8 protein-coding genes and 1 pseudogene are annotated in these 14,609 nt (G+C 63.0%); 5 read left to right on the top strand and 4 right to left on the bottom strand.

What is annotated here, in order from left to right:
- Window position 1: 1 nt before the first annotated feature.
- The gene (locus ABC383_RS15810) at window positions 2-2,806 is read right to left on the bottom strand and encodes a monovalent cation/H+ antiporter subunit A (RefSeq protein ID WP_413015039.1); all 2,805 of its coding nucleotides are present in this window, start codon (window positions 2,804-2,806) and stop codon (window positions 2-4) included.
- Between the two features lie 307 nt (window positions 2,807-3,113).
- On the opposite strand from ABC383_RS15810, the gene ABC383_RS15805 reads away from it, so the two are divergent.
- Window positions 3,114-3,539 (top strand): universal stress protein, encoded by a 426-nt coding sequence (locus ABC383_RS15805; RefSeq protein WP_413015038.1) that lies wholly within the window; start codon window positions 3,114-3,116, stop codon window positions 3,537-3,539.
- A gap of 16 nt (window positions 3,540-3,555) precedes the next feature.
- Window positions 3,556-6,291, top strand: a complete 2,736-nt coding sequence (locus ABC383_RS15800) for a cation-transporting P-type ATPase (RefSeq protein ID WP_413015037.1) — start codon at window positions 3,556-3,558, stop codon at window positions 6,289-6,291.
- 27 nt (window positions 6,292-6,318) lie between these two features.
- Here ABC383_RS15800 and ABC383_RS15795 read toward each other — a convergent pair whose 3' ends face one another.
- Window positions 6,319-6,867 carry an aspartate carbamoyltransferase gene (locus ABC383_RS15795; protein WP_413015036.1) on the bottom strand — a complete coding sequence of 183 codons (549 nt, stop codon included), beginning with the start codon at window positions 6,865-6,867 and terminating at the stop codon, window positions 6,319-6,321.
- A gap of 75 nt (window positions 6,868-6,942) precedes the next feature.
- Window positions 6,943-7,848 carry a DUF6279 family lipoprotein gene (locus ABC383_RS15790; RefSeq protein ID WP_413016388.1) on the bottom strand — a complete coding sequence of 302 codons (906 nt, stop codon included), beginning with the start codon at window positions 7,846-7,848 and terminating at the stop codon, window positions 6,943-6,945.
- A gap of 33 nt (window positions 7,849-7,881) precedes the next feature.
- Between ABC383_RS15790 and glmU the strand changes: the two genes are divergently transcribed.
- Entirely contained in the window at window positions 7,882-9,240 is a 1,359-nt protein-coding gene (gene glmU, locus ABC383_RS15785) for a bifunctional UDP-N-acetylglucosamine diphosphorylase/glucosamine-1-phosphate N-acetyltransferase GlmU (RefSeq protein ID WP_413015035.1), read from the top strand.
- 10 nt (window positions 9,241-9,250) lie between these two features.
- Entirely contained in the window at window positions 9,251-11,077 is a 1,827-nt protein-coding gene (gene glmS / locus ABC383_RS15780) for a glutamine--fructose-6-phosphate transaminase (isomerizing) (protein ID WP_413015034.1), read from the top strand.
- Window positions 11,078-11,304: 227 nt separating this feature from the next.
- Here the strand turns inward: glmS and ABC383_RS15775 are convergent.
- Window positions 11,305-12,179, bottom strand: a pseudogene (locus ABC383_RS15775) (IS30 family transposase); the annotation flags it as partial.
- A 1,050-nt stretch (window positions 12,180-13,229) separates the two neighbouring features.
- Between ABC383_RS15775 and ABC383_RS15770 the strand changes: the two are divergent.
- Window positions 13,230-14,009 (top strand): metallophosphoesterase, encoded by a 780-nt coding sequence (locus ABC383_RS15770; protein WP_413015033.1) that lies wholly within the window; start codon window positions 13,230-13,232, stop codon window positions 14,007-14,009.
- The last annotated feature ends 600 nt before the right edge of the window (window positions 14,010-14,609 follow it).

Raw genomic sequence — 14,609 nt, 5'->3', positions numbered from 1 at the left:
CTCATATTTCCCTTTCGGCCTCGGCCTGGTTGACGGCCGTGGCGCGGCCCAGGCTGGACAGCACCAGCATCACCACGCCCACCACGGTCAGGAACACGCCGAGGTCGAACGCCATGGCGCTGGCCAGCGGCAGCTCGCCGATCAGGGGCAGGTGCGGATGGCCGTGCGCGCTGGTCAGGAAGGGCCGCGCAAGCAGCCAGCTGGCGATGCCGGTGAGCCCGGCGATGCACACGCCCGCGCCGGTGACCCGGGCGAAGTCGAGCTTCAAACGTGCCCCGGCCCAGCCGGCGCCGTTGGCGATATGCAGCAGGATCAGCGCAATGCCGGCGATCAGGCCGGCGACGAAGCCGCCGCCCGGCAGGTTGTGGCCGCGCATGAAGACATACGCCGCCACCAGCAGCGCCAGCGGCAGCAGCAGGCTGGTCAGCACCGACAGCATCAGCGGGTGTGGATCGGGCGCCCAGGGCCGGCCCTGCCAATCGGCCAGGCGGCGCTGCGACAGCGGCTTGTCCATCATGGCCGCAATGCCCAGCGCGGCAATGGCCAGCACGATGATCTCGCCGAAGGTGTCGTAGCCGCGAAAGTCGACCAGGATCACATTGACCACATTGCTGCCGCCGCCGCCCGGCACGCTGTTGGCGAGGTAATAGTCCGACAGCGACTGGAACGGCCGCGTCAGCGCCGCATAGGCCAGCGCGGCGATGCCGGCGCCGCAAGCCAGGGCCACGACGGCATTGGCCAGCACCCGCCTGCGCGGCGGCGCCGGCGTTTCCTGCGGCAGCCAGTGCAGCGCAAGCAGCAGCAGCACGATGGTCACCACTTCCACCGTGACCTGGGTCAGGCCGAGGTCGGGCGCGGACAGGTACACGAAGACCAGGGAGGGAATCAGTCCCACGGCGCTGACCATGATCAGCGCCGTCAGCCGCTGCCGGTGCATGGCCACCGTGGCCGCGATGCAGGCAGCCAGGATCAGCCATATCACGACCGCCATGCCATTGGCCGGCAGCAGCGGCCGCTCGCCCGCGCTCCAGCCCGACGCCAGGAAGGGCGAAGCGGCCAATGCCAGCGCGACGACGATCATCCAGCCGAGAGAGCGCTGCAGCGAACCGTTTTCCAGGCCGGCGGTCAGCTCGCCGGAGAAGGCAAGCAGCCGGCCGAGCAGGCGATGGTAGATCCAGTGCCCGTTGAAAGGGCCATGCACATAGCGGTGGATGTCATAGGTGCGCTGCAACAGGTAATAGGCCAGGACGCCGCCAGCCATCGCGACCGCGCTCATGGCCAGCGGCCAGTTCAGGCCATGCCAGATCGCCAGCGAGTAAGGCGGCAGCGGCGCGCCATTGACGGTGGCGCTGGCCGCAATCGCCAGCAGCGGCGCGATCGTCAGTTCGGGGAAGATGCCGACTGCCAGGCAGACAATCACCAGCAGTTCGACCGGCGCCTTCATCCAGCGCGGCGGCTCATGCGGAGTGCTGGGCAGTCCCTGCGGCTCGCCGTTGAAGAAGACATCGTCGATCAGGCGCACGCTATAGGCCACGCTGAACACGCTGGCCAGCGTGGCCGCCGCCGGCACCACGAAGCCCCAGTCGGTGTAGCGGCTCAGATGCACCGTTTCGGCCAGGAACATCTCCTTGGACAGGAAGCCGTTGAGCAGCGGCACCCCTGCCATCGCGCCGGAAGCCACCATGGCCAGCAGGCAGGTATAGGGCATGTATTTCCACAAGCCATTGAGCTTGCGCATGTCGCGGGTGCCGGCTTCGTGATCGACGATGCCGGCGGCCATGAACAGCGAGGCCTTGAAGGTCGCATGGTTGATGATATGGAACACGGCGGCCACCACCGACAGCGGCGTCTGCAGGCCGAACAGCATCGTGATCAGGCCGAGGTGGCTGATGGTCGAATAGGCCAGCAGCCCCTTCAGGTCATGCTTCCAGAGCGCGGAATAGGCGCCGAAGGCGAAGGTGATGAAGCCGGTGGTGGTGACGATGACAAACCAGGCGTCGGTCCCGGCCAGCACCGGGTAGAAGCGCGCCAGCAGGAAGACGCCGGCCTTGACCATGGTGGCCGAATGCAGATAAGCGCTCACCGGCGTGGGCGCCGCCATTGCATGCGGCAGCCAGAAATGGAACGGGAACTGCGCCGACTTGGTGAACGCCCCCAGCAGCACCAGCCCGAGAATGGCGGGATAGGTGGCGCTGTCGCGCACCCGCTCGCCGTTCTGCAGGATGTGCGACAGCTCGAAGCCGCCGGCGGCCTGTCCCAGGAGCAGCATGCCGGCCAGCAGGCACAGCCCGCCGGCGCCGGTGATGGCCAGCGCCATGCGCGCCCCCTCGCGGGCATCGGAGCGGTGATGCCAGTAGCCGATCAGGAGGAAGGAACTCAGTGAGGTGAGTTCCCAGAACACCACCAGCAGCAGGATGTTCTCGGACGTCACCACGCCCAGCATGGCGCCGGCGAACAGCAGCAGGAAGGCAAAGAAACGGCCGATCGGGTCGTCGTCGGACAGGTAATAGCTGGCATACAGCACCACCAGCAGGCCGATGCCCAGTATCAGGAGGCAAAACAGGAAAGCCAGCCCGTCCAGGCGCAGCGAGAGACGCAGGCCGATGTGCGGCAGCCAGTCCCAGCCGGCAAGCAGCGTGCGGCCACCGAACACCTCGCCTGTCTGAAGCAGCAGCAGGGCCAGCGGCGCAGCCAGCACGGCGGCAGCGGCCCAGGCACTGGCGTTGCGCCCGCTGGACGCGGCGACCATGGGCACCCAGCACAGAAGCAGGGGCAGCAGGACGATGAGCAACAGCAGGTTTGGCAATGGCGCTCCTTGCAGAGTCCGATTGTTGGACAGCCTTGTCGTCAAGGCATGGCGCCGTGAGCCGGCGGCCCAGTCGACGGAGATTACTGCAGAGTAGTGAGCAGAGAGTAAAGGATGTTCGCCTCCCCCGCTTGTGTGCGATCAAGCGCGCCTCGCAGGCTGGAGCGAACGGGCGCGCCGAAGCCGGGCGGCATCTTCCGTTGACGGCCTGATTTGATGTCACGCAAGGAATTTCGGGCTGCCAGGCCCGATGCTGCATGGACTTGCCAGCCTTGCACCGCCGCATGCTGGCCGCCCTGGAGTCTCCATGCTGAAAATTCTGGTTCCGGTCGACGGTTCGGACAACGCGCTTCGCGCAGTCGCTTACGTCATTTCCCTTGCAAGCAACAATGCATCGCTGCATTGCGAACTGCTCCATGTCTCGCAGCCGTTCGGCGTGCGCGAACATGCCTGGCGCAGTCATGCCGAACTGGCAACGATCTCGGGAGAAGAGGCGCAGCGGGCTCTGGCGCCGGCACGCACAGCGCTGCAGGCAGCCGCCGTGCCGTGCAGCGAACAGGTCGCGCAGGGCGAGGCGGCGCCGCAGATCGTGGCGCATGCCGTGCATGCCGGCTGCGACGGCATCGTGATGGGCATGCGCGGCGTAGGGCTGGTGATCGGCCCGGTGTCGCTTGGCTCGGTCAGTAGCCGCGTGGTGCATGCGTCCGGATTGCCGGTCACGCTGGTGAAATAGGCAGTCGGACAAGCCGATGGATGTGGCCGAAGGAAAGCCCGGACCGGCAGCATCCGACACCCATGCCCTTGCCTGGCATGCCATCCCGGCCAGCGACGTGCTGCGGCAGACCGGCAGCCGACGCGAGGGCCTGGCGCCGCAGGAAGCGCAGCGCCGCCTGGAAGAGCATGGCCCCAATACCCTGCCGGCGGCGCCCGGGCGCGGGCCGGTGCTGCGCTTGCTGCTGCAGTTCCACAATGTGCTGATCTATGCGCTGCTGGCCTCGGCCGCCACCACCGCCTGGCTCGGCCACTGGGTCGATACGGCCGTGATCCTGGGCGTGGTGCTGATCAATGCGCTGATCGGCTTCGTGCAGGAGGGCCGGGCCGAGCGGGCGCTGGAGGCGATCCGCGGCATGCTCTCGCCGCAGGCGCAGGTCATGCGCGGCGGCCAGCGGCTGGAGGTGCCGGCGCAATCGCTGGTGACGGGCGACCTGGTGTTTCTGGCGTCGGGCGACAAGGTGCCGGCCGACCTGCGGCTGATCGACATGCGCAACCTGCAGGTGGATGAATCGGTGCTGACCGGCGAATCGATGCCGGTGCAGAAGCAGGTGGCGCCAGCCGGCGCCGGTGCCGAACTGGGCGACCGCCATTGCATGGCCTATTCCGGCACGCTGGTCACCAGCGGCCAGGGCGCCGGCGTGGTGGTGGCGACCGGCGCCGCCACCGAGATCGGCCGCATCAGCGCCATGCTGGAACAGGTATCGACACTGTCGACGCCGCTGCTCAGGAAGCTCGCCCGGTTCAGCCGCTGGCTGACCGCGGCCATCCTGCTCGGCGCCGGCATGGTGCTGCTGTTTGGCGTGCTGCTGCGCGGCTATGCGCCGCGCGAGATGTTCCTGGCGGCGGTCGGCCTGGCGGTGGCGGCGATACCGGAAGGCCTGCCGGCCATCATGACCATTGCCCTGGCCATCGGCGTGCAGCGCATGGCCCGCCGGCGCGCCATCGTGCGCCGGCTGCCGGCGGTGGAGGCACTGGGCTCGGTCACCGTGATCTGCACCGACAAGACCGGCACGCTCACCAAAAATGAAATGACGGTGCAGTCGGTGCTGACGGCGGGTGCGCACCTGGCCGTCTCCGGCGCCGGCTATGCGCCGCACGGCGGCTTCGCGCTGGACGGGCGCGAAGCCAGCGCCACCGCGCATCCCGAACTGGCCGACATCGCGCGCGCGGCGGTGCTGTGCAACGACGCCAGCCTGGTCAACCGCAACGGCGCATGGCAACTGGCGGGCGACCCGACCGAAGGCGCGCTGCTGACGCTGGCGATGAAGGCCGGGCTGGATGCCGCCGGCGAACGCCACGGCCTGCCGCGCACCGACGCCATTCCGTTCGAGTCGCAGCACAGCTTCATGGCCACGCTGCATCACGACCATGAAGGGCATGGCTACGTGTTCCTGAAAGGCGCGCCGGAACGGGTGCTGGCGCTGTGCCGCCTGCAACGCCGCGGCCTGCGGGATGAGCCGCTCGACGCCGCGGCCTGGTCGGCGCGCATGGAGCGGCTGGCGGCGTCGGGCATGCGGCTGCTGGCATTGGCGATGCGGTGCGAACCGGACCATCGCACCGAACTCGACTTCGCCGACGTCGGCGCCGGCGGCTTCACGCTGCTGGCTGCGGTGGCCATCGCCGATCCGCCGCGCGAGGAAGCGGTGCGCGCGGTGGCGGCCTGCCGCGCCGCCGGCATCCGCGTCATCATGATCACCGGCGACCATGCCGCCACCGCCAGCGCCATCGGCGAGCAGCTGGCGCTGGCCAACCGGATCCGCACCCTCCAGGGCGCCGGCATCGATGCGCTGGACGATGCCCGGCTGCGCCAGGCGGTGCGCGAGACCGATGTCTTTGCCCGCGCCAGCCCGGAACACAAGCTGCGGCTGGTGGAAGCGCTGCAGGCCGGCGGCGCCGTGGTGGCCATGACCGGCGACGGCGTCAACGATGCGCCGGCCTTGAAGCGCGCCGACGTCGGCGTGGCCATGGGCGGCAAGGGCACCGAAGCGGCCAAGGAAGCGGCCGAGATCGTGCTGGCCGACGACAACTTCGCTTCCATCGTGGCGGCGGTGGAGGAAGGCCGCACCGCCTACGACAACATCAAGAAGGCGATCGCCTTCACCCTGCCCACCAATGGCGGCGAAGCCGGCATGCTGATCGTGGCGATCCTGCTCGGCATCACCCTGCCGGTCACGGCGGTGCAGATCCTCTGGATCAACATGGTCACCGAAGTCACGCTGTCGCTGGCGCTGGTGTTCGAGCAGGCCGAGGGCGACATCATGCGCCGCCCGCCGCGCAGCCCGTCGGAACCGCTGCTGTCGCGCTGGCTGGCCTGGCGCATCGTGCTGGTCAGCGCCCTGCTGGTGGCCGGCAGCATGGGCCTGTACCTGTGGGAACTGGACCATGGCGCCACGCTGGAAACCGCCCGCACCGCCGCCATCAACACCCTGGTGGTCGGGGAAATGGCCTACCTGTTCAACTGCCGCCACCTCGGCGCTTCCATCCTTGGCTGGCGCGGCCTGACCGGCAACCGCTACATCCTGCTGGCGGTGGCGGTGCTGGCGGTGCTGCAGGCGCTGATGACCTACCTGCCGGCGATGCAGGCGGCATTCGGCACCGCGCCGCTGCAGGCCGGCGCCTGGGGCCGCATCCTGCTGTTCGGCGTGGCGCTGATGCTGATCGTGGAAGCGGAAAAATGGCTGCTGCGCCGCACCGGCATGGCGGCAAGCTGAACCCGGCCCAGCCCGGCGCCCGCGCCGTCATGGCTGACGGGCCTGATTTGCCTGATGCGGCTGGTCGCCGTGGTGATGCGCATGGCCTTCGTGGGCGTCGGCGCCATGGTCGGACAGCTGGGCGTCGAACCAGCGATGCAGCGCCGGCACCAGCGCCGGATTGGAGGTGGCGTAGCGGATCTGGGCGCCATCGCGCAGTTCGCGGTAATGGACCGTGATCTCGCCGGGCTTGGCCTGCTTCAGTTCGGCCAGGCCGGGCATGGCCTCGCCGTGTATCCGGGCCGGCGCGGAAAAATCGCCCGCCTGAAAACGCCCGGCAATCTCGCGCAGATGGCTGCGCACCAGGCGCAGTTGCTCCTTGTCCTTCGGGTTCCTGACCAGCACCTGCTGCAGTCCGCCATTGCGGTTCTTGGTAAAGATGTGGCTGGTGGCCGCCAGGTCGAACGGCATGACCTGCGCACCGCGGGCGGCGACTTCCGCCTGGCGCGCCGGCGGCGCCGGCTCGGCCAGGGCGGTCTGCGCGGCGGAGCCGGCGCACAGGGCGAGCAGCAGTACGGTGAAAGAGGGAATCTGCATGGTCGGGAATGGCGTATGGGTTATGGCAGAAAGAATGCCGGCGCCAGCCTCTTCTATGAGAGGGCCGGTGCCGGGTCAGTTAACGTTGAAGCGCTGCGCCGGCGCCGGATCGAGCCGCGACAGGGTCTGGAAATCGTCGATCCAGCCCTGCAGCGCCTGCGTGAAATGCTCCTTTTGCGCCGCCGTGGTCACATTGATGATGCCGGCCACCATGCGCATCTGGGCAGCGCGGTATTTCTCGAAATACGCCTGGTATTCCGGGTGGCCATAGTGGTCCATGGTGCCGGACACATATTGCCGTATCAGGGCGGCTGCCGCCTCGCGGGTCGGTTTTTCGGCCTCGATGCGCTGCAGCATCCTGATCATTTCCGCCTGCCGCTGCATGCGGTCCGCCAGCACCAGTTCATCGTTGAGCGGCCGGGCGTCGGACAGCGCGCGGATCTGGCGCTCCTGTTCGCCGGAAAAATTGCCGAACCAGTGTTCCGCCTGCTTCATGGTGCGCTTGAAACGCTGGCGCTGGCGCTCCGCCAGGTCGCCGCGCAGATGCTCCTTGCGAAAGGTTTCATTGTTGCTATCGAATTTTTCCTGGATGCGGGCGATCTGTTCAGGACGCAATGCCAGCGCCAGGTCCGCCAGCGATGGCGCAGCGCGGTCGGTAATCGTCAGCACGCGCCGACGCATGTCCTCGTAGTCGCGCGCCAGTTCCGCCTCGGTCACCGGCCTGGCGATCCTTTTTTGTGCCTGGGTCAGGAGTCCAACGTAGTCGGGAAGCTGGGTGCGGCGATGCCAGGCGAAAAGATTGCCGATTTCCTTTTTCACCCAGGGTTTTTGATCGGCATCGAAACCGACATAGTTGTTGAGCCAAAAATAGGAAATGGTTTCCCCATTGTTATAACCTAGCCTCGCCATGTTGCAGGAAGACAATAATGCGACAAGAAACAAGAGCGCTGCCCGTCGCAGCCATGCCGTATACCGCCCCATGCTAGAATTTTGCGTCATTTCAACCTATCACTTATGAATATCGTCATTCTCGCAGCAGGCATGGGAAAACGGATGCAGTCTGCGCTTCCCAAGGTTCTGCACCCGCTGGCAGGCAAGGCCCTGTTGTCCCACGTCATCGATACCGCCCGCACCCTCTCACCCACTTCCATCTGCGTGATCTACGGCCATGGCGGCGACATGGTGCCGCAGATGTTGCGATCTGACAATCTCGGATTCGCCCGCCAGGAACCCCAGCTCGGCACCGGCCATGCGGTCATGCAGGCGCTGCCCCAGCTGCAGGACGACGTGCCCACCCTGATCCTGTACGGCGACGTGCCGCTGACCAGGTCGGAGTCGCTGCGTCGCCTGTTGGACCAGGCCGGCGGCGACAAGTTGTCCATATTGACGGTGAATATGGAAGATCCGACCGGTTATGGCCGGATTGTGCGCGATAACGACAGAATCGTGCGTATTGTCGAGCAAAAAGATGCATCCGAGCAGGAACGCGCGATTACTGAAGTCAACACCGGCATCATGGTGGCGCCTACCGCCCGCCTGCGCGCCTGGCTGTCCACGCTGTCGAATGACAATGCACAGGGCGAGTACTACCTGACCGACATCGTCGCGCGTGCGGTTGCCGACGGCGTGCCAGTGGTATCGGCCCAGCCCGATGCGGTCTGGGAAACCCTGGGCGTCAACAGCAAGGTGCAGCTGGCCGAGCTGGAGCGCATCCACCAGCGCAACCTGGCTTACCGGCTGCTGGAGCAGGGCGTAACCCTGGCCGACCCGGCGCGTATCGACATCCGCGGCAGCCTGACCTGCGGCCGCGACGTCAGCATCGATGTGGGCTGCGTGTTCGAAGGCGATGTCACGCTGGGCGACGGCGTGACGATAGGCGCCAACTGCGTGCTGAAGAATGTCCGGGTTGGCGATGGCGTCAGCATCAAGCCGTTCTGCCACTTTGAAGACGCCGCCATCGGCGCGAAGTCGGTGATCGGGCCGTATGCCCGCCTGCGTCCCGGCACCATGCTGGCGGAAGATGTCCATATCGGCAACTTCGTCGAAGTCAAGAACAGCCAGATCGCCGCCGGCAGCAAGGCCAATCACCTGGCCTATGTCGGCGATGCCACGGTCGGTTCGCGGGTCAACATCGGCGCCGGCACCATCACCTGCAATTACGACGGCGCCAACAAGCTGCGCACCGTAATCGAGGACGATGCCTTCATCGGCAGCGACACCCAGCTGGTGGCGCCGGTGACGGTCGGCCGCGGCGCCACGCTCGGCGCCGGGACCACGCTGACCAAGGATGCGCCGGCCGGCAGCCTGACCGTCTCCCGCGGCCGCCAGACCACGATCGAGGGCTGGAAGCGCCCCGTCAAACAACCCAAATAGGAAAAACACCATGTGCGGCATTGTCGGCGCGGTTGCGCAACGCAATATTGTCCCCATCCTCCTCGAAGGCCTGCGGCGTCTGGAATACCGCGGATACGACTCCTGCGGCGTGGCCGTCAACAACCATGGCTTGAAGCGCGCGCGCAGCGTGGCGCGGGTGGCTGAACTGCAGGAGCAGGTCGCCGCCACCGAATTCGAAGGCAATACCGGCATCGCGCATACCCGCTGGGCGACCCACGGCGCGCCGGCGACCAATAACGCCCATCCGCATTTCTCGACCAAGGACGGCGAGCAGCGCATCGGCCTGGTGCACAACGGCATCATCGAGAACTACGAGGAAATCCGCACCGAGCTGAAGGCGCTGGGTTACGTCTTCGAGTCGCAGACCGATACCGAGGCGGTTGCCCACCTGATCAACCATCACTACGACGGCGACCTGCTGCGCACCGTGCAGCGGGTGGTCAAGCAGCTGCACGGCGCCTTCGCCATTGCGGTGTTCGCCAAGGACGAGCCGCAGCGCATCGTCGGCGCCCGCCTCGGCTGCCCGCTGATCGTGGGCCTGGGCAATGGCGAGAATTTCCTCGCGTCCGACGCGATGGCGCTGGCCGGCAGCACCGACCAGATCATCTACCTGGAAGACGGCGACGTGGTCGACGTGCACCTCGACAGCGTGCGCATCCATGACAAGCTGGACCTGCCGGTCGAGCGCCGCGTGCAGACCGTGCAGGCCTATTCCGGCGCGATCGAACTGGGCCCGTACCGCCATTACATGCAGAAGGAAATCTTCGAGCAGCCGCGCGCGATTTCCGACACGCTGGAAGGCGTGCTGGGCTTTTCGCCCGACCTGTTCGGCGACGGCGCCGAGCAGGTGTTCAACGATATCGACAGCGTGCTGATCCTTGCCTGCGGCACCAGCTACTACTCGGGCATGACTGCCCGTTACTGGCTCGAATCGCTGGCCAACCTGCCGACCAGCGTGGAAATCGCCAGCGAGTACCGCTATCGCAAGCCGGCGGTCAATCCGAAGACCCTGGTGGTGGTGATTTCCCAGTCCGGCGAAACCGCCGACACCCTGGCCGCGCTGAAGTATGCGCAGGAACTGGGCCACAAGCATTCGCTGGCGATCTGCAACGTCGGCACCTCGGCCATGGTGCGCGAAACCGAGCTCTCCTACCTGACCCGCGCCGGCGCCGAGATCGGCGTGGCCTCGACCAAGGCCTTCACCACCCAGCTGACCGCGCTGTTCCTGCTCACCGCCACCCTGGCCAAGCTGCGCGGCCGCCTGGACGCCGACGCCGAAGCCTTCCACCTGAAGAACCTGCGCCACCTGCCCAATGCGCTGCAGAGCGTGCTGGCGCTGGAGCCGCACATCATCGCCTGGTCGGAAGCCTTCGCCCGCAAGGAAAACGCGCTGTTCCTCGGACGCGGCCTGCATTACCCGATCGCGCTGGAAGGCGCGTTGAAGCTCAAGGAAATTTCCTACATCCACGCCGAAGCCTATCCGGCCGGCGAACTCAAGCACGGCCCGCTGGCGCTGGTGACCGAGGAAATGCCGGTGGTGACGGTGGCGCCGAACGACACCCTGATCGAAAAGCTCAAGTCCAACATGCAGGAAGTGCGGGCCCGCGGCGGCCAGCTGTATGTGTTCGCCGACGGCGACTCCCACATGACCTCCAGCGAAGGCATCCACGTGATCCGGCTGCCCGAGCATTACGGCGTGCTCTCCCCCATCCTGCACGTGGTGCCGCTGCAGCTGCTGGCCTATCACACCGCGCTGGCCAGGGGCACCGACGTCGACAAGCCGAGGAACCTGGCGAAGTCGGTCACGGTAGAGTAACGGGGCAGCAGCCACGGCCCCTCCCCTAAAGTAACTAATAATATGGATAAAAGTAAGCTGTAAACACAGAATTATCCCTATTAAATTTAAATAGAGATAATTCTCCCTTTGCTTTGGCGTTGATCTACCAAAGGGGTTTTTATTGCGCAAATCATGCCATCCAGCACACCGGCGGTAACTCAAGTAGGCTAAATGCATGAAACCCGCTCTTTAGAAGTGCCGAACGACGAGTCAGCGATGGCATCGAGCTGTTCTTGGCTATAGACCGACAGGTCCGTTCTCTTGAGGGCAGATACTGGCGCAAGAGTCCGTTGGTCTTCTCGCACGTGCCGCGCTGCCAGGGACTATGTGGGTCGCAAAAAATACACGCGCACGCCGGTGTTGGTCGCTAGGTCGGCATGGCGGGTCATTTCCTTGCTCTAATCGTAGGTCAGGCTCTGGCGCAACGGTGCACTGATGGCAGTGAGCTTGGACATGAAGGCTGCCAATGCTGCAGCAGTCGCATCTTCCATGCGCGCAAGCAACACTGGACGGCTAGTCTGCTCAACGAGCACGCCGGTCGCGGACTAGTTGCCGGCACCCTTTATGAGGTCGCCGTCCCAGTGGTCCGGCATGATGCGGCCCTCGACTTCCGGCGGGCGCACGTGGATGCTGACCATGTCTGGGAGCGGCCACGGCTATCGGTGCCACGACCGCGTGGCAGGCGCGTACTGCGGCCATGACGCAGGCAGGCGATCAGTTCACGGCGCAGTTTGCCCCGGGCATGGGCATAGATCGCGGTATAGATCGCGGTATAGATCGTTTCGTGGGACGCATGGAACTCGCGTTGGTGAGGAAAGACCCGTATAGGGATAGCCGATATCTGCTGCAGCTATCACTTCCAGTCCAGCATGGTATGCACCACGCCCCAGCACACGGGTTGCCCATCCAGTTTGCCGTTACCGCGGGCATTGCACCGGCAAGCGACCGTCCGCAATTGCGCATGGTGGGAACCATAGCGCTGCCCGGCACTGGCGTTTCGGGCCATCTCGCGTGCAATGGTCGATGGCGCTCGCTTCAGAGTACGGGCAATGGCCCGCACACTGAAGCCACACTGCCTCATAGTGGCAATGGTAATTCGGTCCTCAGGCTGAAACTGCTGGTAAGTGGTCGGTTTCTGGATGGGCACACCCTGCAAAAAAAGGTGTTGTACTTCATATTTGAGGCTGTCCTGCCAATGGATCATCTAAAACGACGAAACAGCTAAACAGTCACTTTTTGACGCAGTCGTAGGTCATTATTTGGCGATTGGCAGTACCTCTTGAAAGGTTGCTTCCATTAAGGTGATTGACCATTTCAATGGCTTTGTTCCCAGCCTCTTTACAGGTCGTATAAGAGGAGAATTCTTGGGATGAAACCATAGGTCCCCAAGAGGCTCCCCCAAGGTACGTGATAATAATAAGAACGTAGGCCATAAAGTTTCCTATAATTAAATAAGACCTCTGACAACATTTCGCATGCACTTCATAAAGTCGGAATTTTTGAGAGCTTTGACGTCGACCTCGTCGTTTTTCCAACTATTTCGTCCATGATCTATAGCAAGTGTAAACGTAATGCTAATACTTTCATTAGCTTTGCTAGGGACAGATATTCTCAATCGGCTGGATCAATAATCTCACGCTTTTCCTACGCCAACGCATTTTTGCTAATAACAGTGCACAAAGGGATGCTTCCATAGCGTGGCCATTCGTGCTTTGGCGTTCAAATGGATACGGCTTCTCTATAAATCCTGGAATACGCGCATGCCATACGATGAAGCTTTATATCTCAATGCCCTCAAAAAGGATGCGTCTCCGTTGGTCGGCTCAACTGCAGAAACCGTAAATACTGCTTGAAGAGTGACTCAGGGCGAAAAGCGGCAGTTCTCCCTCGGGAAAATTTCAGCCAATACCAAGCAGAAATGTGTACAGCTTGACCATAAGCGGGCGTACACAGCTTTCAATCAAGAAACCGCATTAGGTTGCAACGAAGTACGCTTGCTTTCGGTTGCCTCATTGCTTCAAAGATAAAACTCAGTTCTTGAACATTTTTTGTTAGCAGGTGAATTCAAATAGTATATTGGTTTAAGGAATAACCACGAACAGTTGGAAGTAGCATAAGACAAGGAGCTAAAATGCGCTGCTTGGTTTTATCAGATCTGCATCGAGAACTGTGGCGCAAAAAACCGCTCCGCATTAATTCGTTGCTGAGCCCGCCTGATATCGTAATCTTGGCGGGTGACATCGACACAGGCGGTCGTGCTGTCGAATGGGCTGCTAAAACATTTACGGGTCTTCCAGTTCTCTATGTAGCCGGAAATCACGAAGCGTATGGTATGACCCTGGAAGATGCTGAAGCGGAAATCAAGCAAGCGACCCTGCAGCACATGAACGTTCATTTTCTGAATTGCGATGAAATCGTGATCGATAATGTGCGGTTCCTTGGTTGCACGCTGTGGACCGATTTCTGTTTATTCGGTGAGAACAAGCGGTGGGGTGCCATGATTGATGCACGGGAAGCGATGAGCGATTATCAATGTATCAGGCGTAAAACTGACTTCCGCAAATTGCATCCAGCGGACACAGCGCGCCTGCATGCACAACACAAAGCATGGCTAAGGAGCCGGCTCGAACAGCCGACTATTGCTCGGGCTACCGTCGTAATCAGCCATATGGCGCCGTCAATGCTAAGCGTTGCCGAGGAGTATGCAGCAGATCCAGTGTCGGCGGCTTTCGCTTCCAATCTTGATGATTTGGTGGAAATGTGTGATTTATACGTGCATGGTCATATGCATAAAAGCTTTGATTACCAGATCGGGCGTGGTCGCGTCATCTGCAACCCCTGCGGTTATCCACTCGAAGACGGAGTCGCAGAGAATGCGGATTTTGACCCTACCCTCATCATTGAAGTGTAATGAGTTTGATCGATGTCGGCGCGGCGCTGGCGTTCAGGAAACGCTTTGGGAGGTCATTTTGAGCATTTCGGGTTGTTTCAGCCCAGTTTCTTGGAAGGACAAGTCCAGCAGGTCTATGGAGAGATATGGAATGGTGGTTGGCAGTCAGGCTCCATGCTAATCAACGTCGACACACAATTGGCCAATTTGCAACCTGCTCGAGCAGCGCACCATTGGTTCGTTAATCAGTTGCCGAAGCCTTCGTCCTTGGTGCTCATTGGCATTGCGGCGTTCCAGGATAGCTGATCGAATGGCGATACAGGCTGGATGCCATATTGAAATGGCCGGTCAATCTATCTACCTCGATTGGCTGCTATCAGACCGAGATCAACAACGTGGTATGCACGCCGGAAAGAGATTACGTTTGAAGCATAAGCGCTTGAAAAACGTGGGGCAGTTTAAAGCCAGACTAGCGTCGTGACGTGCGACCGGCCAGCCAGCCAGCCAGCCAGCCAGTGATAGCTGCCAACGAACGGCAGGAGCCGGCCAATACCGGTCTTTTCGTCCATAAATGCGGCCGACTCCTTCCTCACACTTAGCAGACATGCAGGGCGGAGCAGC

It is taken from the genome of Noviherbaspirillum phoenicis, assembly GCF_047237965.1.
Taxonomy (GTDB): domain Bacteria; phylum Pseudomonadota; class Gammaproteobacteria; order Burkholderiales; family Burkholderiaceae_D; genus Noviherbaspirillum_A.
The sequence above is the reverse complement of the archived record's forward strand: the minus strand, read 5'-3'. Positions and strand labels throughout refer to the sequence as shown.

What these genes read in the sequence shown, in the direction of transcription:
- ABC383_RS15805 (WP_413015038.1), top strand. Translation starts at nt 3,114, where the DNA reads ATGCTGAAAATTCTGGTTCCGGTCGACGGTTCGGACAACGCGCTTCGC.
- ABC383_RS15800 (WP_413015037.1), top strand. Translation starts at nt 3,556, where the DNA reads ATGGATGTGGCCGAAGGAAAGCCCGGACCGGCAGCATCCGACACCCAT.
- ABC383_RS15795 (WP_413015036.1), bottom strand. Translation starts at nt 6,867, where the DNA reads ATGCAGATTCCCTCTTTCACCGTACTGCTGCTCGCCCTGTGCGCCGGC.
- ABC383_RS15790 (WP_413016388.1), bottom strand. Translation starts at nt 7,848, where the DNA reads ATGGGGCGGTATACGGCATGGCTGCGACGGGCAGCGCTCTTGTTTCTT.
- glmU (WP_413015035.1), top strand. Translation starts at nt 7,882, where the DNA reads ATGAATATCGTCATTCTCGCAGCAGGCATGGGAAAACGGATGCAGTCT.
- glmS (WP_413015034.1), top strand. Translation starts at nt 9,251, where the DNA reads ATGTGCGGCATTGTCGGCGCGGTTGCGCAACGCAATATTGTCCCCATC.
- ABC383_RS15770 (WP_413015033.1), top strand. Translation starts at nt 13,230, where the DNA reads ATGCGCTGCTTGGTTTTATCAGATCTGCATCGAGAACTGTGGCGCAAA.